Below are 20,624 nucleotides of genomic sequence, written 5' to 3' on the forward strand. Positions count from 1 at the left end.
TGTCGCTGGCGAGACAGGTGCCGGCTGTTTCCTTCCTAGAATCGCACGATCGTTCGATTCCTGACCCATCCGTCTGCTTGCGAGGAACCCCATGAGCGCTACCTACGAGATCCGCGGCCCCGTCGCCGTCATCACGCTGACCAACCCGCCGGTCAACGGCCTCGGTCTGTCCACCCGCAAGGGCATCACCGACGGCATCGAGCGTGCCCAGAACGATGCGGCGGTGAAGGCCGTCGTGATCACTGGCGCTGGCAAGGCGTTTTCGGGCGGCGCCGACATCCGCGAATTCGGCTCGCCGCTCGCGTATGCCTCGCCCGACCTGCTGAGCGTGATCGCCGCCGTCGAGGCCAGCAGCAAGCCCGTGGTGGCTGCCATCCAGTCCGTCGTGATGGGCGGGGGCCTGGAACTGGCGCTCGGCTGCCACTACCGCGTGGTGGCCCCGGGCACCCAGGTGGCGCTGCCCGAGGTGAAGCTGGGCCTGCTGCCGGGCGCCGGGGGCACGCAGCGCCTGCCGCGCGTGCTGGGCCTCGAGACCGCCCTGAACCTCATCGCCAGCGGGGATACCGCCAAGAGCGAGCAACTCGCCGCGCTGCCGGGGCAGAAGCTCTTCGACCAGGTGGCCGACGGTGACGTGGTGGCCGCGGCCATCGCGTTCGCCACCAACGTGGCCGACCGCCGGCCGCTGCCGCGGGTGCGCGACCTGAAGGTGGTGCATACCGACGCCGAGGCCTACCTGCAATTCGCCCGCAACACCGTGGGCGCCATGTCGAAAAACTTCCCCGCGCCGCTGCAGTGCGTGGAAGCGGTGGCCGCGTCGATCAACAAGCCGTTCGACGCCGGCATGCAGGTCGAGCGCGAGATCTTCTCGGCGCTGATGCTCACGCCCGAGAGCCGCGCGCAACGCCACATGTTCTTCGCCGAACGTGCCGCGTCCAAGATTCCCGACGTGCCGGCCGACACGCCGGTGCGCACCATCGCGAAGGTGGGGGTGATCGGCGCGGGCACCATGGGCGGTGGCATCGCGATGAACTTCCTGAACGCGGGCATCCCGGTCACCATCCTGGAGACGAAGCAGGACGCACTCGACCGCGGCCTCGCCACCGTGCGCAAGAACTACGAGGCGCAGGTGAAGAAGGGCAAGCTCACGCAGGAAAAGCTCGACCAGCGCCTTGCGCTGCTGTCCAGCACGCTCGCGTACGACGACCTGAAGGACGTGGACCTCGTCATCGAGGCCGTGTTCGAGGACATCAACGTCAAGGCGCAGGTGTTCAAGGCCCTCGACGAGGTGTGCAAACCCGGCGCCATCCTCGCCAGCAACACGTCCACGCTCGACGTCGACAAGATCGCCGCGTTCACGAAGCGCCCGCAGGATGTGGTCGGCATGCACTTCTTCAGCCCGGCGAACGTGATGAAGCTGCTGGAAGTGGTGCGTGGCGCCAAGACCGCCAAGGACGTGCTGGCCACCGTGATGCAGCTCGGCAAGAAGATCCGCAAGACCTGCGTGGTCTCGGGCGTGTGCGACGGCTTCATCGGCAACCGCATGATCGAGCAGTACAGCCGCCAGGCCGGCTTCCTGCTGGACGAAGGCGCGTCGCCGCAGCAGGTGGACAAGGCCGTCGAGAAGTTCGGCTTTGCCATGGGACCGTTCCGCATGGGCGACCTGGCCGGCAACGACATCGGCTGGTACATCCGCAAGCGCCGCTACATCGAGCAGCCGGACATGCGCTACAGCAAGAGTGCCGACCTGCTGTGCGAACTGGGCCGCTACGGCCAGAAGACCAGCGCCGGCTGGTACGACTACGTGCCGGGCAAGCGCGACGCCATCCCGTCGCCGGTGGTGGCCGAGATGCTCGAGAAACACCGCGCGGCCCTCGGCATCGCGCCGCGCCGCATCAGCGACGAAGAGATCGTGCAACGCCTGGTCTACGCGCTCGTCAACGAAGGGGCCAAGATCGTGGAGGAGGGCATCGCCTCGAAGGCCTCCGACATTGACATGGTGTACCTTGCCGGCTACGGCTTCCCGCTGCACCGCGGCGGCCCGATGTGCTATGCCGACACGCAGGGCCTCTTCAACGTGGTGGCCGCGATGAAGCGCTTCGCGAAAAACCCGAACGACGATGCGTCGTTCTGGGTGCCCGCGCCGCTGCTGGCCAAGCTGGCCGACGAGGGCAAGACCTTCAGCTGACCCGTTGCTCGCCATTTGCCAGGCCGCGCCCGCCGCGCCCCGGTCGACCCTGATCCCCGAGGAGTTCCCATGACCCAAGCCGTCATCGTTTCCACCGCCCGCACCCCGCTCGCCAAGAGCTGGAAAGGCGCCTTCAACATGACCCACGGCGCCACGCTGGGTGGCCACGCCGTCAAGGCGGCCGTCGAACGCGCCGGCATCGAGGCCGCTGTAGTCGACGATGTCATCATGGGCTGCGCCACGCCCGAAGGGGCCACCGGCAACAACATCGCCCGCCAGATCGCGCTGCGTGCCGGCCTCCCGGTCACCACCAGCGGCATGACCATCAACCGCTTCTGCTCGAGCGGCCTGCAGACCATCGCCACTGCTGCCCAGCGCATCATCGCGGGCGAGGGCGACGTGTACGTGGCCGGCGGTGTCGAGAGCATCTCGTGCGTGCAGAACGAGGCCAACCGCCACATGATGGCCGACAGCTGGCTGCGCGAGCACAAGCCCGAGGTGTACTGGAGCATGCTGCAGACGGCCGAGCAGGTCGCCAAGCGCTACGACATCGGCCGCGACCGCATGGACGCCTACGGCGCCCAGAGCCAGCAGCGGGCGTGCGCGGCCCAGGCCGCCGGCAAGTTCAACGACGAGATGGTGTCCGTCACCGTCACCGCGGGTGTGGTCGACAAGGTGCTGGGCCTGCGCACGAAGCAGGTCACCATCACCGCCGACGAAGGCCTGCGCGAAGGCACCACCGCCGAAGGCATCGCGGGCATCCGCCCGGCCATGCCGGGCGGGGTGATCTCGGCCGGCAACGCCAGCCAGTTCAGCGATGGCGCCGGCGCCTGCGTGGTGGTCAGCGACACCTATGCGCAGCAGCGCAACCTCAAGCCGCTCGGCCGCTTCCTCGGTTTTGCCGTGGCCGGCTGCGAGCCCGACGAGATGGGCATCGGCCCGGTGTTCGCGGTGCCCAAGGTGTTGAAGAAGCTCGGCCTGACGGTGGCCGACATCGACCTTTGGGAGCTGAACGAAGCCTTTGCCGTGCAAGTGCTGTATTGCGCCGACACGCTGGGCATTCCGATGGACCGGCTCAACGTCAACGGTGGGGCCATCGCGGTGGGCCACCCGTACGGTGTGAGCGGCCAGCGCCTCACGGGCCACGCCTTGATCGAAGGCAAGCGCCGCGGCGCCAAGCGTGTGGTGGTGACCATGTGCATCGGCGGCGGCATGGGTGCGGCGGGTGTTTTCGAAGTGCTGTGACCCGCGGACCGTTGGCGTGCTGGTGTTGTCCTTCGCATCCGGTGTCCAGGCCCAAGTCAACCGGTGCACCGACGCCGGGGGCCGGGTGCGGTACTCGGACGTCCCGTGCGACGCGGCCGGCATGACCCGCGACGACGCGGTGAGCCGCCGGCTGTCGGGCATCGTCGTCGAACACTACGACGTGCGTGGCAGCGACGGACCGGCCTTGCTCGCCGACCTCGCCCGCCGCGGCCCGAAGGGCTTTCACGGCATGACGAACTGGCGCTATGACTACCGCTACCGGTACGAGCCGGCGCCGCAGGGCGGATGCCGGGTGTCCGCGGTGTCCACGTCGGTGACCGGCCGCATCCTGATGCCGCGGTGGGTGGACGAGGCGAGGGCGCCCGCGCCCATGCGCGAGGCCTGGCAGCGTTACGTCGCGGCGCTGATGCGCCACGAGGAAGGCCACATGGCCACGGGCCAGGCGCTCACCCGCGCGTTGCAGTCGGACCTGGGCACGCTGGCCGCGCCCACGTGCAACCAGCTGAAGGCGCATGTCGACCGCACCGCCGAAGCCCTGATCGCCGATCACCACGCCCGCGACCGCCTCTACGACGCCGAGACCCGCCACGGCACCACGCAGGGCGCATTCCTCTCACTCCCTTGACCCGGTTAACCCGGTTGACACGGACCGTTCCCATGACCTACCGCGCCACCCTCGACTTCCTGTTGAACGACTGGCTGGACGTGCCAGCACTGTCGGCCCGCAACCGTTTCAGCGACCATTCGTCCGAAACCTTCGCCTCGGTGTTCGACACTTGCGAGCGCATCGCCCGCGAGAAGTTCGCGCCCTTCAACCGGCTGAGCGACACCGAGGAACCCCACTTCGACGGCGAGCGGGTGATCCTGCCGCCGGCCGCACACGACGCGGCACGCGCCTACGTCGAGTCGGGCATGCTCGCTGCTGCGCAGGACTACGAGGTGGGTGGCATGCAGCTGCCGTGCGTGATCGAGATGGCCGCGAACAGCTTCTTCTCGAAGGCGAGCATCGGCCTCGGCGGCGGGGCCATGCTGACCAGCGGCAGCGCCAACCTGCTGATGGCGCACGGCACCGGCCTGCAGCAGGCGGTGTTCGCGAAAAACGAGTTCGCCGGGCGGTTCTTCGGCACGATGTGCCTGTCCGAACCCCAGGCCGGATCGAGCCTGTCCGACATCGTCACACGGGCCACGCCCGATGGTGATGATGCGCTGGGCCCGCGCTTTCGCCTGCGTGGCAACAAGATGTGGATCTCCAACGGCGAACACGAGCTCGCCGAGAACATCGTGCACCTGGTGCTCGCCAAGATCCCGGGGCCCGACGGCCAACTGGTGCCCGGCACCCGCGGCATCTCGCTCTTCATCGTGCCGAAGAGGCTCGTGGACGACACCGGGGCGCTCACCGGCGAACGCAACGACGTGGCGCTCGCCGGCCTGAACCACAAGCTCGGCTACCGGGGCATGCCGAACACCTTGCTCAACTTCGGCGAGGGCAAGTACCCGGTGCGCGGTGGGGCGGGGGCCATCGGCTACCTGGTGGGCCGGCCGGGTGACGGCCTCAAGTGCATGTTCCACATGATGAACGAGGCGCGCATCAGCGTGGGCCTTGGTGCCGCGATGCTCGGTTATGCAGGCTACGAGGCGAGCCTCGACTACGCGCGCCAGCGTCCGCAAGGCCGGCCCGTGGCGGTGGGGGGCAAGGATGCCAGCCGCCCGCAGGTGCCCATCATCCAGCACGCCGACGTGCGCCGCATGCTGCTGGCCCAGAAGTCGTACTGCGAAGGTGCGCTGGCGCTCACGCTGTACTGCGCGCGGCTCGTCGACGAACTGCACACCGGCGGCACGGCCGAGGCGGCCGAGGCCGGCCTGCTGCTCGACATGCTGACACCCATCGCCAAGAGCTGGCCCAGCGAATGGTGCCTCGAGGCCAACAGCCTCGCGATCCAGGTGCTGGGCGGCTACGGCTACACGCGCGACTATCCCGTCGAGCAGTACTGGCGCGACAACCGCCTGAACATGATCCACGAGGGCACCCACGGCATCCAGGGCCTCGACCTGCTGGGCCGCAAGGTGACGATGGACGGCGGGCGTGGCCTGGCGCTCCTGGCGTCGCGCGTGGCGGCCACGGTGGCACGGGCGGATGCCGTGGCGCCGCTCGCCGGCCACGCGAACGCGCTGGCCGCCACGATGGCCCACCTGGAGCGTGCCACGCAGGCGGCCTGGTCCACCGGCGTGCCCGACGAAGCGCTGGCGAACGCCACGCCGTACCTGCAGGCGTTCGGCCACACGGTGCTCGCGTGGATCTGGCTCGACGTGGCGCTGCAGGCGCACGCCACCACCCCGTCCGACACCACCCGGGGCGCGTTGCAGGCCGCACGCTACTTCTTCCACTACGAATTGCCCAAGGTGCCGGCCTGGTTGCGGGTCGTCGAGACCCGCGATGACACCTGCCGCACGATGCAGGAGGGGTGGTTCTAGGGGTCTGCGCAGCAGAGGCGCGGGCCCTTCCCTGTGCCGCGCAGACCCCTCGAGATAGGAGATGATCGGCGCTGTCGACCGCAAAGGATCTCCTGAATGAAAACGAGCACGATCGAAACGCTGACCTGGGTGCTGGTCTATGGTGGGCTGCTGGTGGTGTGCCTGGGCATCGCGGTGCGCCGCACGGCCGAATCGCTCGGTACCGTGCTGATGGCGGGGGGCGGCGTGGTGGCCGCGGCCGGGTTCGCGCTGATCTACGTGCGCTCGCGCCGCAAGGACGACTGACCGATGCCATGGTGGCGGTCCGTGCCCATCGCGGTGGCCGGCGCCTGGCTGGCCGCCTCGGCGGTGGCGGCACCGTACACGTTCCCGGTGCTCGACAGCGCCGCCCGCATCGACCGCGCTTGTTCGGTGGCCATGACCCGGGCCCGTGCCGCCGAGCGGCATCTGGCGGTGCGGCCGGCCGATGCCACATTGCTGGGTGCATTGGACGGCCTGGCGCAGCAACTCGAAGACACCATGGGCCCGGTCGGTCTGCTGGCCGCCGTTCACCCGGATGCGGCGGTGCGCGGTGCGGCGTCGGCGTGCGAACGCCGGCAGCAGGCCTTCGTGTCGGCCTTCCTGCAGAACGCGCGCATCTACCGCTTGTTGCGCCGGCTGGAACCGGTGGATGACATCGACCGCCGCTTCCGCCAGGACCAGCTCGACGCGTTCGAGGATGCCGGCGTGGCCCTGTCGCCGAGCCGGCGCCTGCGTGCCCGGCAGATCGCCCGGCAGCTTGCCCGGCGGATCCAGGATTTCGAGCGCCGCATCCTCGAGGACAAGCGCGTTGTCGCGTTCACCGAGGCCGAGCTCGAAGGGGTTCCGCGTGCAGTGTGGGCTTCCACGCCGAAGGACGGGCAGGGCCGCTACCGCCTGGGCCTCGATGCGCCCACGTACCAGCCTGTGGTCGAGTACGCCACGCAGCGGGCCACGCGCGAACGCATGTGGCGTGCGGGCCTCACGCAGGGTGGCGAGGCCAACCTTCGCACGCTTGACGACATCGCCCGGTTGAGGCGCGAGGAGGCGGCGCTGCAGGGGTTCCCGTCGTACGCCGATTTCACGCTGCGCCGGCGCATGGCCCACGACGAAACCACCGTGACGGCGTTCCTCGCCAGCGTGCAGGCCGCGGTGGGTGAACGGGAGTTGGCCGACCTGTCGCAACTGCAGGCCGCGCAACCCGGTGTGCCACTGCAGCGCTGGGATGTGCCGTACCAGGTCGAGCGCTTGCGGCGCGCACGCCACGGCGTGGACCAGGAGCAGTTCCGGCCGCACTTCCCGCCCGACGCCAGCCTCGACTTCGTCTTCCGCCTCGCCGGGCGCCTGTTCGGCGTGACGTTCGAGCCGCAGCCGCAGCCGCAGCCGCTGTGGCACCCTGATGCCCACGCGTTTTCCGTGCACGATGGCCCGGGTGGCGCCTACCTGGGCACGCTGTTCGTCGACCTGTACCCGCGGCCCGGCAAGTACAACCATGCGGCAGTCTGGGGGCTGCGCAACGTGTCCACGCGCACCGGCCGCACGCCCGCGGCCGCGCTGGTGGTGAACTTCAACCGGAACGGCCTGAACCTCGACGAGCTGGAGACGTTGCTGCACGAGTTCGGCCACGCGCTTCACGGCCTGCTGTCGGCCACGCGGTATGCCTCGCAGGGGGGCACGAACGTGCAACTCGACTTCGTCGAGGCGCCGTCCCAGATGCTCGAGGACTGGGTGTACGACCCGAAGGTCATGGCGCTGTTCCAGGCAGTGTGTGCCACGTGCCCGCCGGTGCCCGACGGGCTGCTGGCCCGTGCCTTTGCCGCCCGCGAGTTCGGCAAGGGCGTGCAGTTCGCGCGCCAGCGGCTGTTCGCGTCATACGACCTCGCGTTGTATGGCCGGCGGCCGGCCGTGCCGCTGGCGCTTTGGCGCGAGATGGAATCCGCCACGCCCCTCGGCCACGTGCCGGGCAGCATGTTCCCGGCCGGTTTCGCCCACATCGCCGGCGGCTACGGGGCGGGTTACTACGGCTACCTGTGGAGCCTCGTGTTGGCAGAGGATCTGCGCACCGCGTTTGCCGGCGACCGCTTGTCGGCCGAGACGGGACGCCGCTACCGCGACACGGTGCTGTCGCAAGGCGGCCAGGCCGATGCCGGCGAACTGTTGCGCCGCTTTCTCGGGCGCCCGCCCACCAACGAGGCCTTTTTCAAGGCACTGTCGCGCCCGTGACGTGCGTTCGGCGCAAATCGCCGATCATCGAAGACCACGGAGAATTCCCATGAGCACCCCCCTCAAGACCCTGTTCGACCTGACCGGCAAGACAGCCCTGATCACCGGTGGTTCCCGCGGCCTCGGCCTGCAGATCGCCGAAGCGCTCGGCGAAGCTGGTGCCCGCGTGCTGCTGACCTCCCGCAAGGCCTCCGACCTCGAAGAGGCGGCGGCGCACCTGTCGGGCCTGGGCATCGAGGCGCAGTGGATCGCCGCCGATGCCAGCGTGCCCGACGAAGTGCAGCGCGTGGCCATGCAGGCCAAGGCCGCGCTCGGCGAGATCGACATCCTCGTGAACAACGCTGGCGCCACCTGGGGCGCCCCGGCGGAAGACTACCCGCTCGAGGCGTGGGACAAGGTGATGAACCTCAACATCCGTAGCATCTTCCTGATGTGCCAGGCGGTGGGCAAGCTGAGCATGATCCCGCGCCGCCAGGGCCGCATCATCAACCTCGCGTCCATCGCCGGGCTGTCGGGTTCATCGAAGGAGATCCAGTACATCGCCTATGGCACCAGCAAGGGCGCCGTGGTGAACTTCACGCGCACGCTGGCGGGCGAGTGGGGCCGGCACAACATCAACGTCAACGCGCTGGCCCCGGGCATGTTCCCGAGCCGGATGACCAAGGGCACCATCGACCGCGTGGGCGCCGACAAGCTGGCCGGCAACGCCCCGCTCGGCCGCATCGGCGACGACGACGACCTGAAAGGCGCCGCGCTGCTGTTCGCATCGGCCGCCGGCAAGCACATCACCGGCCAGATCCTCGCGGTGGATGGCGGCGTCACGGCCATCCACGGGGGGTGACGATGGAGTTTCCCCGCCACATCCCGTTCGTCGACTTGCTCGGGTTCGAATTGCTGAAGTTCGACAGCGGCGAAGCCGAGATCGCCGTCACCGTGCGCGACGAGCTGTGCAACTCGTGGATGGTGGCGCACGGCGGGTTGACGATGACGCTGCTCGACGTGGCGATGGCCCATGCGGCGCGCAGCCCGAAACCGGGCGCCGAGCCCACGGGGCAGGGCGTGGTCACCATCGAGATGAAGACGAGTTTCATGCGGCCGGGCCTCGGCCGCCTGGTGGCGCGTGCACGCATCCTCCATGGCACGGCCTCGCTCGCCTTCTGCGAAGGCACCGTCACCGACGAACAAGGCGCGCTCGTGGGCCACGCCACCGGCACGTTCAAGTACCTCAACGGCTTGCCCGCGCAGGGCCGCCGCATCCAGCGTCCCGACGCATCCGATTGATCCGACCTTTCCGGAGTTCCCGATGAGCAACACCTACCAACGCATCGTGCTGGCCTCGCGGCCCGACGGCGAAGCCTCCACCAGCAACTTCCGCCTGGAAAACGTGCCGCTGCCTGCCGTGGGCGACGGCCAGGTGCTCGTGCGCAACCACTACCTGTCGCTCGACCCGTACATGCGCGGCCGCATGAACGATGGCAAGAGCTACGCCCAGCCGCAGCCGCTCGACCAGGTGATGATCGGCGGCACGGTGGGTGAGGTGGTCGAATCGAAACACCCCTCGTACCGGCCCGGCGACAAGGTGGTGGGCATGGGCGGCTGGCAGCAGTACCACCTGGCCGATGCAAAACAGCCCGGCGTGCTGCGCAAGGTCGACACCTCGCGTGTGCCGCTGTCGGCCTACCTGGGGGCGGTGGGCATGCCCGGTGTCACGGCGTGGTACGGCCTCGTCAGGATCATCGCGCCGAAGGCCGGTGAGACGGTGGTGGTCAGCGCGGCCAGCGGCGCGGTGGGTGGCACCGTGGGCCAGCTCGCCAAGGCCCGCGGCTGCCGCGCGGTGGGCATTGCCGGCGGCCCCGACAAATGCGCGTACGTGGTCGACGAACTGGGCTTCGACGCGTGCATCGACTACAAGGCCCACGCCGGCGCCAAGTCGCTGGCGGCGGCACTGAAGGAGGCCGCACCCAACGGCATCGACGGCTACTTCGAGAACGTGGGCGGCTCCATCCTCGACGCCGTGATGATGCGCATGAACGCGTTCGGCCGCATGGCCTTCTGCGGCATGATCTCCGGCTACAACGGCGAACCCATCCCGATGGCCCACCCGCAGCTGATCCTGCAGTCGCGCCTGAAGGTCGAGGGCTTCATCGTCAGCGAACACATGGATGTGTGGCCCGAAGCGCTCGGCGAACTGGGCGCCATGGTGGCAGGCAGCCGGCTCAAATACCGCGAGACGTTCGCCCCGTCGCTCGCCGACGCACCGGAAGCGTTCCTCGGCCTGCTCAAGGGCCGCAATTTCGGCAAGCAACTCGTGAAGCTGGTGTAACCCATGAGCGACCTCATCCTCCACCAATTCGACTCTTCGCCGTTCTCGGAAAAAGTGCGGCTGGTCATGGGCCTCAAATCGATCGCGTACCAGACGGTCGAGGTGCCGATGATGCTGCCGAAGCCCGACGTGCTGGCCCTCACCGGGGGCTACCGCCGCACGCCGTTCATGCAGGTGGGGGCCGACATCTACTGCGACAGCGCCCTGATCTGCGACGTGCTCGAGCAGCGGGCCCCGCAGCCGTCGCTGTACCCCGCGGCACTTACCGGTGTGCAGCACGTGGTGTCCAGCTGGGCCGATGCCACGCTGTTCTGGGCCGCCATCCCCTACGCGATGCAAGTGGGCGGCCTCGCGCAGCGCCTGTCCGACGCCGGCCCCGAGTTCCTGGAGGCGTTTGGCGCCGACCGCGCCGCGATGACCGCGGGCCGAGCCCGCCCCGGGCCGGCCGACACGGGCGTGCACCTGCACCGCCAGCTCGCGTGGCTCGAATCCATGCTGGCCGACGGCCGGCCGTTCCTGCTCGGATCCGTGCCGTGCATCGCCGACGTGTCGGCCGCGCAATCGGTGTGGCACCTGCGGCGCGCGCCGCTGCTGGCCGACCTGTTCGTGCCGTATCCGCGGCTGTCGGCCTGGTACACCCGGGTCTCCGCGTTCGGGCACGGCACCCCGTCGCCGCTGTCGAGTGCCGATGCCATCGGCATCGCGCGCCAGAGCACCACCTTCGCGCCCGTGCAGGTCGACGCGGGCCTTGGGTTCGAGGCGGGTGCACCGGTGGTCGTGTCGGCCACCGACTACGGCACCGACCCCAACGAGGGCACGCTGGTGGGTCTCACCCCGGCCGAGGTGGTGATCGAGCGGGTGGACGAGCGGGCAGGGCGCGTGCACGTGCACTTCCCACGCCTCGGCTACCAGGTCAAGGCGCCGAAGACTTCCACTTGAACCAGCAGGGGACGACCATGGACAACTTCAAGGGCGGCACCGCCGTCATCACCGGTGCGGCGTCGGGCTTCGGGTTCGAGGTGTCGCGCATCGCGGCCGGCCTGGGCATGAACGTCGTGATGGCCGACGTGCAGCAAGAGGCACTCACCAAGGCCGCGGCCGAGATCACGGCGCTGGGCGCGCAGGTGCTGCCCTACCGCATCGACATCTCGAAGGCGGCCGAGGTCGAGGCGCTGGGTGCGGCCACGTTCGAGCGTTTCGGCGCGCCCAACTTCGTGTTCAACAACGCCGGCGTGGGCGGTGGGGGCCTGGTCTGGGAATCCACCGTCAAGGACTGGGAGTGGGTGCTGGGCGTGAACCTGATGGGGGTGGTGCACGGTGTGCGCGTGTTCACGCCCATGATGCTCGAGGCCGCGAAGAACGACCCCGCGTACCGTGGCCACATCGTGAACACCGCGTCGATGGCCGGTCTGTTGTCCGCGCCGAACATGGGCGTCTACTCCGTCAGCAAGCATGCCGTCGTCGCCCTGAGTGAAACGCTCTACCAGGACCTGAGCCTCGTGACCGACCAGGTGCACGCCTCGGTGCTGTGCCCGTACTTCGTGCCCACCGGCATCGCGGACAGCGCGCGCAACCGGCCGGCCGAGTTGAGCGACAACGCGCCGCAGACCAAGAGCCAGCTGATCGGCCGCGCCATGGCGTCGAAGGCCGTGTCTAGCGGCAAGGTCACGGCCGCCACCATCGCCGAAGCGGTGTTCAACGCCATCCGCGAGGAACGGTTCTACATCTACAGCCACGCGCACGCGCTGGCCGGTGTGCAGGTGCGCCTGGACGACGTGTTGAACGGCCGCAACCCGAGCGACCCGTTCGCGGCACGCCCGGAGTTGGGGGCCGACCTGCGCAAGGCGCTGCGTTCGGCCGACTGAGCCCCTACAGCCAGCCCGTCTTGCGGAACCGGCGGTACAGCACCGCGCACGACACCACCATGGTGAGCAGCGCCGCCGGGTAACCCCACGCCCATTTCAGCTCGGGCATGACCTCGAAGTTCATGCCCCATACGCCCGCGAACACGGTGGCCAGCGCGAAGATGCCGGCCCAGGCGGCCAGCCGCTTCGACGTCTCGGCCTCCTCGATGGTCACCATCGACAGGTTCACCTGGATCGCGGTGCCGATGGTGTCGCGCACGCTATCGAGGGCCGCGTTGATGCGCGCCAGGTGATCCACCACGTCGCGGAAGTAGTCGCGGCTGCCTTCGCATACTTTCGGCACGCGGCCGCGCGTGAGGTGCCCCACCGATTCGAGCAGCGGCGTGACGGCGTGCTTCACGGTGGTGATGCGCCGCTTGAGCGCATAGAGCCGCTCCACGTTCAGGCGGCCCTGGCCGGGTGTGAAGATGCGCCCCTCGATGTCGTCGAGCTCGTTCTCGAGCGACTCGATGACCGGGAAGTAGCGGTCCACGATGGCGTCCATCAGCGCGTACAGCACGAAGCCTGACCCGGTCCGCAACAGGTGGGGCTCGCGTTCGGCGCGCTCTCGCACCTCGACCAGGGCGTGTTCGGACCGGTTGCGCACCGACACGATGAAGTTCGACCCCACGAACACGTCGACCTCGCCCACCTGGATCTCGCCGCCTGGCAGCAGCTCGACCGTCTGGATCACCGCGAACACCGTGTCGCCGTACTCCTCGATCTTCGGGCGCTGGTGGCCGCTGCTGGCATCTTCCACGGCCAGCTCGTGCAGTTGAAACTCGCTACGCACCTTCGCGAGTTCATCGGCGGTGGCGTCGCGGAACGCCACCCAGACGAAACATCCGGGCCGTTCGAGGTAATCGCTGATGTCATCGGGATCGATGTCGGCGATCTTGCGGCCTTCCTGGTAGACGACGCAGTTGATGAGCATGGCAGTGCCCTGTGGGAGGAGGCGACAATGGTCGCATGCTCCCGTCCCTCCAGCTGTGCCGCTTCCCATGACCCTGTCCTCCGCCCCCACACCCCGTGTTGCTGTGATCGGCGCCGGCCCCGCGGGCCTGATGGCCGCTGAGGCGCTCGCCGCCCGAGGCCTGGCGGTCGAAGTCTTCGATGCCATGCCGTCGGTGGGCCGCAAGTTCCTGCTGGCCGGCAAGGGGGGGTTGAACCTCACGCACAGCGAACCGGCCGCGCCGTTCCTGGCCCGCTATGGCCGCGGCGCGCAGGCACTGGCGCCGTTCGTGGCGGCCTTCGGCAACGACGCGCTGCGGGCGTGGTCGGCCGGGCTGGGCATCGGCACCTTCGTGGGCAGTTCGGGGCGGGTGTTCCCGACCGACATGAAGGCGGCGCCGTTGCTGCGCGCGTGGCTCCAGCGGCTGCGTGCGGCCGGTGTGACGCTGTCGATGCGCCACCGCTGGACCGGCTGGGCCGCCCCCGACCGCCATGTGCTGGCGTTCGACACCCCGGCCGGCGCCGTCGAGCGGGAGGTGGACGCCGTCGTGCTGGCCCTGGGCGGCGGCAGCTGGCGCCGCCTCGGTTCCGACGGCGCATGGGCGCCGCTGCTCGAAGCCCGAGGGGTACCGGTGGCGCCGCTGCGCCCGTCGAACTGCGGCTTCCACGTGGCGCCTGCGTGGACGGCGCTGTTCCGTGAGCGGCACGCGGGTGAACCGGTGAAAACCGTCGCGCTGTCGTTCGAGGGGTTCCGCCAGGCCGGTGAATTCGTCGTCACCGAGACCGGCATCGAGGGCAGCCTGGTCTACGCGGCATCGGCCGCCTTGCGGGATGCCATCGACACGCAGGGCCGCGCCACGTTCCACCTCGACCTGCTGCCGGGCCGCACGGCCGAGTGGGTGACGGCCGAGGTGGCGCATCCGCGCGGGTCGCGGTCGTTGTCCACCCACCTGAAGTCACGGCTTGGGCTGCAGGGCGTGAAGGCGGGGCTGCTGAACGAGCTGGTGTCGAAGGCGGACATGCACGACCCGGCCGTGCTGGCTGCCCGCATCAAGGCGCTGCCCGTCACGGTGGATGCAGCGCGCCCCCTCGACGAGGCCATCAGCAGCGCCGGGGGTGTGCGCTTCGACGGGCTGGACGCCGGCCTGGGTGTGCGCGCCGTGCCGGGCCTGTTCGCGGCCGGCGAGATGCTGGACTGGGAGGCGCCCACGGGCGGCTACCTGCTCACCGCCTGCTTTGCCACCGGACGGGCCGCGGGGAACGCGGCGGCCGACTGGTTGCTGTCACGGGCTTAACGTCGCGCGCGCGGCGGCCACCACCGCGTCGGTCAACCGGTCGAGCATGGGCACCTGCAGCCGGGCGTGCTGCCAGTGCAGTGCCACCGGCAGGTCGGTGTCGGGCACCAGTTGCACCAGGCGCCCGCGCCGCAGGTGGTCCTCGACGAACATGCGCGGGTTCATGCCCCAGCCGAGCCCGGCGAGCGCCCCCGTCACGAAAGCCTGTGACGACGGCAGCCAGTGCCGCGGCACCTGCACCAGCCGGCCGCACACCCGCTTCATCCAGTCGGCCTGCAGGGTGTCCTTCCGGTTGAAGGTCATGCACGGGGCCTCCGCGAGGGTGGCCGCATCGACCCCGCCGCGGAAGTACCGCTTCACGAACGCCGGGCTCGCGGTGGCCACGTAGGGCATGTGCCCGAGCGGGATGCTGCGGCACCCCTGGATGGGCTTGGCGCTGCCGGTGACGGCGGCGATCACGGCGCCAGTGCGAAGCCATTCGGCCGTGTGGTCCTGGTCGTCGAGGCTCACGTCCACGAGGGCGGCTTCCTGCTCGCAGAAGCGCGCCGCCGCGCCCACGAACCACGCGTCGAGGCTGTCCGCGTTCACGGCCACCTTCAGCGTGACCCGCGCCACGGGGTCGTCCAGTTGGCCGAGCGCCGGCATGGCGCGATGCAGGTCGCGTTCGAGCATGCCCACCTGCTCGACGTGGCGGCACAGGCGCCGCCCGGCCTCGGTGGCCACGCAGGGTGTGCCGCGCACGATCAGCGCCACGCCCAGGCGGTCTTCCAGCAGCTTGACACGCTGCGACACCGCCGACGAGGTCACATTCAGCGCCCGCGCGGCGCGCTCGAAACTGCCGTCGCGCACGACCTGGCTCACCGCGGCCAACGAAGCGTAGTCGAGCATGTTCAGTTTTCCTTAATGAACTGAAGGAAGTTTAACTGGGCTAATTCATCGGGGACGGGCATCCTCGTGTCATGGAACAGCTCAACTCGTCATCGTTCGTCACCGGCTTCGGGCTCACGCTTGGCCTGATCGTGGCCATCGGCGCACAAAACGCCTTCGTGTTGCGGCAGGGGCTGCGGCGCGAGCACGTGTTGCCGGTGGTGGTGTTCTGCATCGTGGCCGACCTGCTGCTGATTGCCGCGGGCGTGGGTGGCATGGCGCGCCTGGTGGCGGCCCACCCGGCCGTGGGCACCGCGGTGGCGGTGGGGGGCGCGGTGTTCCTGCTGGGCTACGGCGCACGCGCGGCCTTGCGCGCGCTGCACCCGGGGGTGCTGCAGGCGCAGGGGGAGGGCGGCGCCACGCCGCTGGCGCGCGTGATGGTGCAACTCGCCGGGTTCACGCTGCTCAACCCGCACACCTACCTGGACACGGTGGTGCTGGTGGGGTCGGTGGGCGCGCAACACGCCGGTGTGATGAAGTGGTACTTCACCGCCGGTGCGGCGTCCGCGAGCGGCGTGTGGTTCGCTGCCCTCGGCTACGGGGCACGGCTCGTGGCGCCGTGGTTCCAGCGGCCGGCCGCATGGCGCGTGCTGGACGCCGTGGTGGCCGCGGTGATGGCCACGCTCGGCGGTGGCCTGCTGTGGTCGGTCTTCAGCGCTTGACCGGAATGGGCGTGGTGCGCGGGATCGACACCGTGGCCACGCTGTTCTGGGGTGACCCTTCGATCACGCGGTCGGAGTAGGTGAGGTAGACCAGTGCATTGCGCTGGCGGTCCACCATGCGCACCACGCGCAGCTTCTTGAATACCAGGGAGAGGCGTTCGCTGAACACTTCCTCTTGCTGTGGAAGCGGCTTGTCGAAACTGACCGGGCCCACCTGCAGGCAAGCGATCGACGCCTCGGCCTTGTCCTCGGCCAGGCCCACGGCCCCCTTGACACCGCCGGTCTTCGCCCGCGACACGTAGCAGGCGATGCCCGCCACCTTCGGATCGTCGTACGCGTCGACGACGATCTTGTGGTCGGGGCCGATCCACTTGAACACGGTGTCGACCTCGCCGATCGGTTCTGCCTGCACCGCCGCCGCAGCCGATGCCATGCAGCCCACCATCCACCACCCCAACTTGTTCATGCCGTGTCTCCTTTGTTTGCCAATAAACGAAATGACGCACCCGAAACGGCAGGTTACGCGAGCGCCCCTGGAAGTACGCCAATTCGAGGCCATGTCCTACACACACGGATTCTCCACGCTCATACGATTCGCTTTCCCCGGGGCCGCAGACTCTCTCCCTCCCCAACTACTGCGGTCTCTTCTACGGACGGGCGCCCAACGGGCCCCGTCCGTTTTTTTTTGCAATTTTTGCAGGGCGGGGCGCCAACCGCTCAGTCCCACAATGACCGGATCCGCGAGGCCACGTCCATGCGGGGTGTGGCGTCCAGCGTTGCAACGGGTTCGGCCGCGGCGGCCGGTCCGATCCAGTCGAACTGTGCGGCCACCCCGGGCGGAATGAACCGGGTCAGCGACGCGTACACGTGACGGTCGCCATGCCCGGCCTGCTGGTGCACGTAGAACCGCTGCGGCACCATCAGGCTCAGTTGCCGCTTGGCCCGTGTCATCGCCACGTACAGCAGGCGGCGCTCCTCCTCGATCTCGGCCGCATGGCCCGTGGCCATGTCCGACGGCAGGCAACCGTCCACCACGTTCAGCACGTGCACCGATTGCCACTCCTGGCCCTTGGCCGAGTGGATGGTGGAGAGGATCAGGTAGTCCTCGTCGCGGTGTGGCGCGCCGGCTTCGTCGCTGGTGGCGTCGGGCGGGTCGAGGGTCAGTTCGGTGAGGAACCGTTCGCGTGAGGTGTACCCCCCGGCGATGCGGGCCAGCTGGGCCAGGTCGGCCTCGCGCACCGCGGCGTCGTCGAACAATCGCTGCAGTTGCGGTGCATACCAGCGGTTGACCGCGTCCAGGTCACCCGGCCACGTCGAGGCGGTGTGCAGCGTGGTCCACGTGGTGGCGAAGTCGGCCCAGGCCTCGCGTGCGGCTGCCGGCGGCTTGAAGTCGCGCAGTGCGGCGGCGGGATCGGGGGCGGCCTCCATCGTGTCCAGCAGGCGCCGCGCGCTGGCGGGCCCGATGCCTTCGACCCGCTGTGCCACGCGAAATCCGGCGAGCCGGCTGCGCGGGTTCTGGGCCCAGCGCAACACCGAGAGCACGTCCTTCACGTGGGCGGCTTCGAGGAACTTGAGTCCGCCGAACTTGACGAACGGGATATTGCGGCGCGTGAGTTCGAGTTCCAGTGCGGCGCTGTGGTGCGAGGCCCGGAACAGCACGGCCTGTGACTTGAGCGTGAGGCCCTGTTCGCGTTGTTGCAGCACCTGGTCGGCCACCCACGTGGCCTGCTGCGCTTCGTCAGGCACCGTGACCAGCGCCGGCCGTGACGACGCGGCGCGGTCACTCCAGAGTCGTTTGGGAAAGCGGTCGGCGGCCTGGGCAATCACCGCGTTGGAGGCATCGAGGATGGGTTGGGTGGACCGGTAGTTCTGCTCGAGGGCCACCACCCGCGCGGCGGGCGTGAACTGCTGCGGGAAGTCGAGGATGTTGCGCACTTCGGCCGCGCGGAAGGCGTAGATCGATTGCGCGTCGTCGCCCACCACGGTGAGCCCGCGGCCGTCGGGTTTCATCGCCATCAGGATGGCGGCCTGCAGGCGGTTGGTGTCCTGGTATTCGTCCACCAGCACGTGGTCGAACCGCGCGCCCACCGCGTGCGCGATGCCGGGGTCGGTCATCATCTGGGCCCAGTAGAGCAGCAGGTCGTCATAGTCCAGCACATGCTGCGTCTGCTTCGCCGCCACATACGCCTGGAAAAGGCGCTTGAGTTCGTCCTCCCACACCCGGCACCACGGGAACACCGTTTGCAGCACGGTGCCCAGCGTGGCCTGGCTGTTCACCACGCGAGAGTAGATGGACAGGCAGGTGCCCTTCAGCGGGAAGCGATTTTTCGTGGCCGCCAGGCCGAGTTCCTGGCGCACGAGGCCCATCTGGTCCTCGGCATCGGCCCGGTCCAGGATGGTGAACGACTCGGACAGCCCGATCTGCCCGGCGTGTTCCCGCAACAGGCGGGCGCCGATGGCGTGGAAGGTGCCAGCCCAGTGGAACGCGGGCGGCTGCTGCGTGGACTTGAACCCGAGCGCCTGGTGAAGCACGCGGCCCACCCGGCGTTCCATCTCGCCGGCCGCGCGGCGCGAGAAGGTGAGCATCAGGATGCGCTGCGGGTCGGTGCCGGCCAGCACCAGCCGGGCCACCCGCGCGGCGAGGGTCATGGTCTTGCCGGAGCCGGCCCCGGCAATGACGAGCAGGGGCCGCGGGTCGCCGTCGAGGCCGTGCGTCACCGCGTCGCGCTGGGCGTCGTTCAGCGTGGCGAAGGGGTCGGGCGGGGCGGGGTTCATCGGGGTGGATCGAAGCTGTCCTGCGATCTTATACTGTATGAAAAAACAGGCCGCGAGGCCCGCAACGCAAGGAGCGAACGGCATGCCTGTTCTCGTCGGCACCGCGTCCTGGACGGACAAGACCCTGATCGACTGCGGCCGGTTCTACCCGCCGCATGCGCGCACACCCGAGGGGCGGCTGCGGCACTACGCGTCGGTGTTCCCGCTGGTGGAGGTCGACTCGAGCTACTACGCCATGCCCACGCCTGCGAACGCCCAGCGCTGGGCCGAGCGCACGCCCGACACCTTCACGATGAACGTGAAGTCGTTCCGGCTGTTCACGGGCCACCAGACGTCGCCCACCGTGTTGCACAAGGACATCCAGGCCCAGTTGGGCCCGGCCGCGGCACGCCGGCAGCTCTATTACAAAGACGTGCCGCCGGCCCTGCGCGACGAGCTGTGGCGCCGCTTCATCGAGGCGCTGGCGCCGCTGAAGGCGGCCGGGCGGCTGGGCCTCGTGCATTTCCAGTTCCCGCCCTGGGTGCGCTGCGGCGCCGCCGGCCGCAGCCATGTGGCGCACTGCGTGGAGCACATGGCCGGCCACACGGTCAGTGTCGAGTTCCGGCATGCATCGTGGTTCGCCGGTGGCCAGGCGGACGAGACCCTCGCGTTCGAACGTGACCTCGCGGTGGTGCACACCGTCGTGGACGAGCCGCAGGGTTTCGACAACAGCGTGCCGGCCGTGTGGGCCCGGTCCCACCCGGCAGGTGCCCTGGTGCGCCTGCATGGCCGCAACGCCGGCACGTGGAACCTGCCGGGAGGCACTGCATCGTCCGACCGTTTCAACTACGACTACCCGGACAACGAACTCGAGGGCCTCGCGGCGAACATCCGCCAGCTGTCGCTCGACGGGGTGTTCACGCACGTCGTCTTCAACAACAACATGGAAGACCAGGGGCAACGCAACGCCAAAAGCCTGATGGCGATCCTGGGGATCTGACGGCTAGTCTGGTCTATGCTTCGCGCATGCAAAAAGCCAAACCCTTCTCCATGATCCGCGAGTTCCACCTCGCCGATTGGTTCACCCTCGCGAACGCGTTCTGTGGTGTCGGGGCGCTGTTCTCGGTCATGACCTACCTGCAGACGCGCGAGGTCATCCACCTCTACTTCGCGTGTTCGCTCATCCCGCTCGCCCTCGTGTTCGATGTGCTCGACGGGCGCATCGCCCGCTGGCGCCAGCGCAGCTCCGCGATGGGCCGCGAACTCGACTCGCTGGCCGACGTGATCTCGTTCGGCGTGGCGCCCGCGGTGATCGCCTACGGCGCCGGCATGCAGGGCTTCTACGACCGCATCGTGCTGGTGTTTTTCGTGGCAGCGGGCGTGTCGCGCCTGGCACGCTACAACGTCACCGCCGAGGCGCTGTCCGAAGGGGGTGACAAGGTCAAGTACTTCGAAGGCACCCCCATCCCCACGTCGCTGGCCCTCGTGATCGTCATCGCGTTCGCCGCGTGGCAGGGGGCCATTGGCGATCAACTCTGGTTCGGCATGCTCGAGATCGGCGGGCTCAAGCTCCACCCCCTGGTGCTGATGTTCGCGTTGTCGGGCTCGCTGATGGTCAGCCGCATCCGCATCCCGAAGCTCTGA

General features: G+C 69.1%; 19 protein-coding genes. 15 read left to right on the forward strand and 4 right to left on the reverse strand.

Features of this window, described 5'->3' with window-relative positions:
• Positions 1-91 precede the first annotated feature (91 nt).
• The 11 genes from ASC87_RS01500 (at position 92) to ASC87_RS01550 (ending at position 12,352) form a co-directional block, all read left to right on the forward strand.
• A complete protein-coding gene (locus ASC87_RS01500) occupies positions 92-2,185 on the forward strand; it encodes a 3-hydroxyacyl-CoA dehydrogenase NAD-binding domain-containing protein (RefSeq protein WP_056655477.1) in 2,094 nt (697 codons plus the stop codon).
• A 69-nt stretch (positions 2,186-2,254) separates the two neighbouring features.
• Positions 2,255-3,430, forward strand: coding sequence for an acetyl-CoA C-acyltransferase (locus tag ASC87_RS01505; RefSeq protein ID WP_056655481.1), 1,176 nt, complete (start codon positions 2,255-2,257; stop codon positions 3,428-3,430).
• A 16-nt stretch (positions 3,431-3,446) separates the two neighbouring features.
• Entirely contained in the window at positions 3,447-4,076 is a 630-nt protein-coding gene (locus ASC87_RS01510) for a DUF922 domain-containing protein (RefSeq protein WP_056655484.1), read from the forward strand.
• 32 nt (positions 4,077-4,108) lie between these two features.
• Positions 4,109-5,923: an acyl-CoA dehydrogenase gene (locus ASC87_RS01515; RefSeq protein WP_056655487.1), complete on the forward strand. Its 1,815-nt coding sequence runs from the start codon at positions 4,109-4,111 to the stop codon at positions 5,921-5,923.
• 96 nt (positions 5,924-6,019) lie between these two features.
• The gene (locus ASC87_RS01520) at positions 6,020-6,208 is read left to right on the forward strand and encodes a hypothetical protein (protein ID WP_056655489.1); all 189 of its coding nucleotides are present in this window, start codon (positions 6,020-6,022) and stop codon (positions 6,206-6,208) included.
• Between the two features lie 3 nt (positions 6,209-6,211).
• A complete protein-coding gene (locus tag ASC87_RS01525) occupies positions 6,212-8,164 on the forward strand; it encodes a M3 family metallopeptidase (protein ID WP_056655492.1) in 1,953 nt (650 codons plus the stop codon).
• Between the two features lie 49 nt (positions 8,165-8,213).
• A complete protein-coding gene (locus tag ASC87_RS01530; protein ID WP_056655494.1) occupies positions 8,214-9,005 on the forward strand; it encodes an SDR family oxidoreductase in 792 nt (263 codons plus the stop codon).
• 2 nt (positions 9,006-9,007) lie between these two features.
• Positions 9,008-9,445: a PaaI family thioesterase gene (locus ASC87_RS01535; RefSeq protein ID WP_056655497.1), complete on the forward strand. Its 438-nt coding sequence runs from the start codon at positions 9,008-9,010 to the stop codon at positions 9,443-9,445.
• A 22-nt stretch (positions 9,446-9,467) separates the two neighbouring features.
• On the forward strand, positions 9,468-10,487 hold the full coding sequence (locus ASC87_RS01540; RefSeq protein ID WP_056655500.1) for an NADP-dependent oxidoreductase: 1,020 nt from the start codon (positions 9,468-9,470) through the stop codon (positions 10,485-10,487).
• 3 nt (positions 10,488-10,490) lie between these two features.
• Positions 10,491-11,426 carry a glutathione S-transferase family protein gene (locus tag ASC87_RS01545; protein WP_056655503.1) on the forward strand — a complete coding sequence of 312 codons (936 nt, stop codon included), beginning with the start codon at positions 10,491-10,493 and terminating at the stop codon, positions 11,424-11,426.
• A gap of 17 nt (positions 11,427-11,443) precedes the next feature.
• Positions 11,444-12,352 carry an SDR family oxidoreductase gene (locus ASC87_RS01550; RefSeq protein WP_056655506.1) on the forward strand — a complete coding sequence of 303 codons (909 nt, stop codon included), beginning with the start codon at positions 11,444-11,446 and terminating at the stop codon, positions 12,350-12,352.
• Between the two features lie 4 nt (positions 12,353-12,356).
• Here ASC87_RS01550 and ASC87_RS01555 read toward each other — a convergent pair whose 3' ends face one another.
• Positions 12,357-13,325, reverse strand: a complete 969-nt coding sequence (locus ASC87_RS01555) for a magnesium and cobalt transport protein CorA (protein ID WP_056655509.1) — start codon at positions 13,323-13,325, stop codon at positions 12,357-12,359.
• Between the two features lie 67 nt (positions 13,326-13,392).
• Here ASC87_RS01555 and ASC87_RS01560 point away from each other — a divergent pair, with 67 nt between their 5' ends.
• The gene (locus ASC87_RS01560) at positions 13,393-14,637 is read left to right on the forward strand and encodes a TIGR03862 family flavoprotein (protein ID WP_056655513.1); all 1,245 of its coding nucleotides are present in this window, start codon (positions 13,393-13,395) and stop codon (positions 14,635-14,637) included.
• Here the strand turns inward: ASC87_RS01560 and ASC87_RS01565 are convergent.
• Complete coding sequence (locus ASC87_RS01565) at positions 14,626-15,525, reverse strand: LysR family transcriptional regulator ArgP (protein ID WP_056655516.1); 900 nt, start codon at positions 15,523-15,525, stop codon at positions 14,626-14,628. The genes ASC87_RS01560 and ASC87_RS01565 overlap by 12 nt on opposite strands.
• A 71-nt stretch (positions 15,526-15,596) precedes the next feature.
• On the opposite strand from ASC87_RS01565, the gene ASC87_RS01570 reads away from it, so the two are divergent.
• Positions 15,597-16,226 (forward strand): LysE/ArgO family amino acid transporter, encoded by a 630-nt coding sequence (locus ASC87_RS01570; protein WP_056655519.1) that lies wholly within the window; start codon positions 15,597-15,599, stop codon positions 16,224-16,226.
• On the opposite strand, the gene ASC87_RS01575 is transcribed toward ASC87_RS01570, so the two are convergent.
• Together ASC87_RS01575 and ASC87_RS01580 are read right to left on the reverse strand one after the other, a co-directional pair.
• The gene (locus tag ASC87_RS01575; RefSeq protein ID WP_082568289.1) at positions 16,216-16,692 is read right to left on the reverse strand and encodes a CreA family protein; all 477 of its coding nucleotides are present in this window, start codon (positions 16,690-16,692) and stop codon (positions 16,216-16,218) included. The genes ASC87_RS01570 and ASC87_RS01575 overlap by 11 nt on opposite strands.
• Before the next feature lie 251 nt (positions 16,693-16,943).
• Positions 16,944-19,001 (reverse strand): ATP-dependent helicase, encoded by a 2,058-nt coding sequence (locus ASC87_RS01580; RefSeq protein ID WP_056655522.1) that lies wholly within the window; start codon positions 18,999-19,001, stop codon positions 16,944-16,946.
• 82 nt (positions 19,002-19,083) lie between these two features.
• On the opposite strand from ASC87_RS01580, the gene ASC87_RS01585 reads away from it, so the two are divergent.
• On the forward strand, positions 19,084-19,980 hold the full coding sequence (locus ASC87_RS01585) for a DUF72 domain-containing protein (protein ID WP_056655525.1): 897 nt from the start codon (positions 19,084-19,086) through the stop codon (positions 19,978-19,980).
• Between the two features lie 26 nt (positions 19,981-20,006).
• The gene (locus tag ASC87_RS01590; RefSeq protein ID WP_056655528.1) at positions 20,007-20,624 is read left to right on the forward strand and encodes a phosphatidylcholine/phosphatidylserine synthase; all 618 of its coding nucleotides are present in this window, start codon (positions 20,007-20,009) and stop codon (positions 20,622-20,624) included.

The organism is Rhizobacter sp. Root1221, assembly GCF_001425785.1.
Lineage (GTDB): Bacteria > Pseudomonadota > Gammaproteobacteria > Burkholderiales > Burkholderiaceae_C > Rhizobacter.

Bases quoted from the DNA above. Each gene is read 5' to 3' on its own strand.
- ASC87_RS01545 (WP_056655503.1), top strand. From the start codon at position 10,491: ATGAGCGACCTCATCCTCCACCAATTCGACTCTTCGCCGTTCTCGGAA.
- ASC87_RS01570 (WP_056655519.1), top strand. From the start codon at position 15,597: ATGGAACAGCTCAACTCGTCATCGTTCGTCACCGGCTTCGGGCTCACG.
- ASC87_RS01525 (WP_056655492.1), top strand. From the start codon at position 6,212: ATGCCATGGTGGCGGTCCGTGCCCATCGCGGTGGCCGGCGCCTGGCTG.
- ASC87_RS01500 (WP_056655477.1), top strand. From the start codon at position 92: ATGAGCGCTACCTACGAGATCCGCGGCCCCGTCGCCGTCATCACGCTG.
- ASC87_RS01590 (WP_056655528.1), top strand. From the start codon at position 20,007: ATGCAAAAAGCCAAACCCTTCTCCATGATCCGCGAGTTCCACCTCGCC.
- ASC87_RS01515 (WP_056655487.1), top strand. From the start codon at position 4,109: ATGACCTACCGCGCCACCCTCGACTTCCTGTTGAACGACTGGCTGGAC.
- ASC87_RS01535 (WP_056655497.1), top strand. From the start codon at position 9,008: ATGGAGTTTCCCCGCCACATCCCGTTCGTCGACTTGCTCGGGTTCGAA.
- ASC87_RS01505 (WP_056655481.1), top strand. From the start codon at position 2,255: ATGACCCAAGCCGTCATCGTTTCCACCGCCCGCACCCCGCTCGCCAAG.
- ASC87_RS01550 (WP_056655506.1), top strand. From the start codon at position 11,444: ATGGACAACTTCAAGGGCGGCACCGCCGTCATCACCGGTGCGGCGTCG.
- ASC87_RS01520 (WP_056655489.1), top strand. From the start codon at position 6,020: ATGAAAACGAGCACGATCGAAACGCTGACCTGGGTGCTGGTCTATGGT.
- ASC87_RS01585 (WP_056655525.1), top strand. From the start codon at position 19,084: ATGCCTGTTCTCGTCGGCACCGCGTCCTGGACGGACAAGACCCTGATC.
- ASC87_RS01555 (WP_056655509.1), bottom strand. From the start codon at position 13,325: ATGCTCATCAACTGCGTCGTCTACCAGGAAGGCCGCAAGATCGCCGAC.
- ASC87_RS01580 (WP_056655522.1), bottom strand. From the start codon at position 19,001: ATGAACCCCGCCCCGCCCGACCCCTTCGCCACGCTGAACGACGCCCAG.
- ASC87_RS01540 (WP_056655500.1), top strand. From the start codon at position 9,468: ATGAGCAACACCTACCAACGCATCGTGCTGGCCTCGCGGCCCGACGGC.
- ASC87_RS01565 (WP_056655516.1), bottom strand. From the start codon at position 15,525: ATGCTCGACTACGCTTCGTTGGCCGCGGTGAGCCAGGTCGTGCGCGAC.
- ASC87_RS01530 (WP_056655494.1), top strand. From the start codon at position 8,214: ATGAGCACCCCCCTCAAGACCCTGTTCGACCTGACCGGCAAGACAGCC.
- ASC87_RS01575 (WP_082568289.1), bottom strand. From the start codon at position 16,692: ATGAACAAGTTGGGGTGGTGGATGGTGGGCTGCATGGCATCGGCTGCG.
- ASC87_RS01560 (WP_056655513.1), top strand. From the start codon at position 13,393: ATGACCCTGTCCTCCGCCCCCACACCCCGTGTTGCTGTGATCGGCGCC.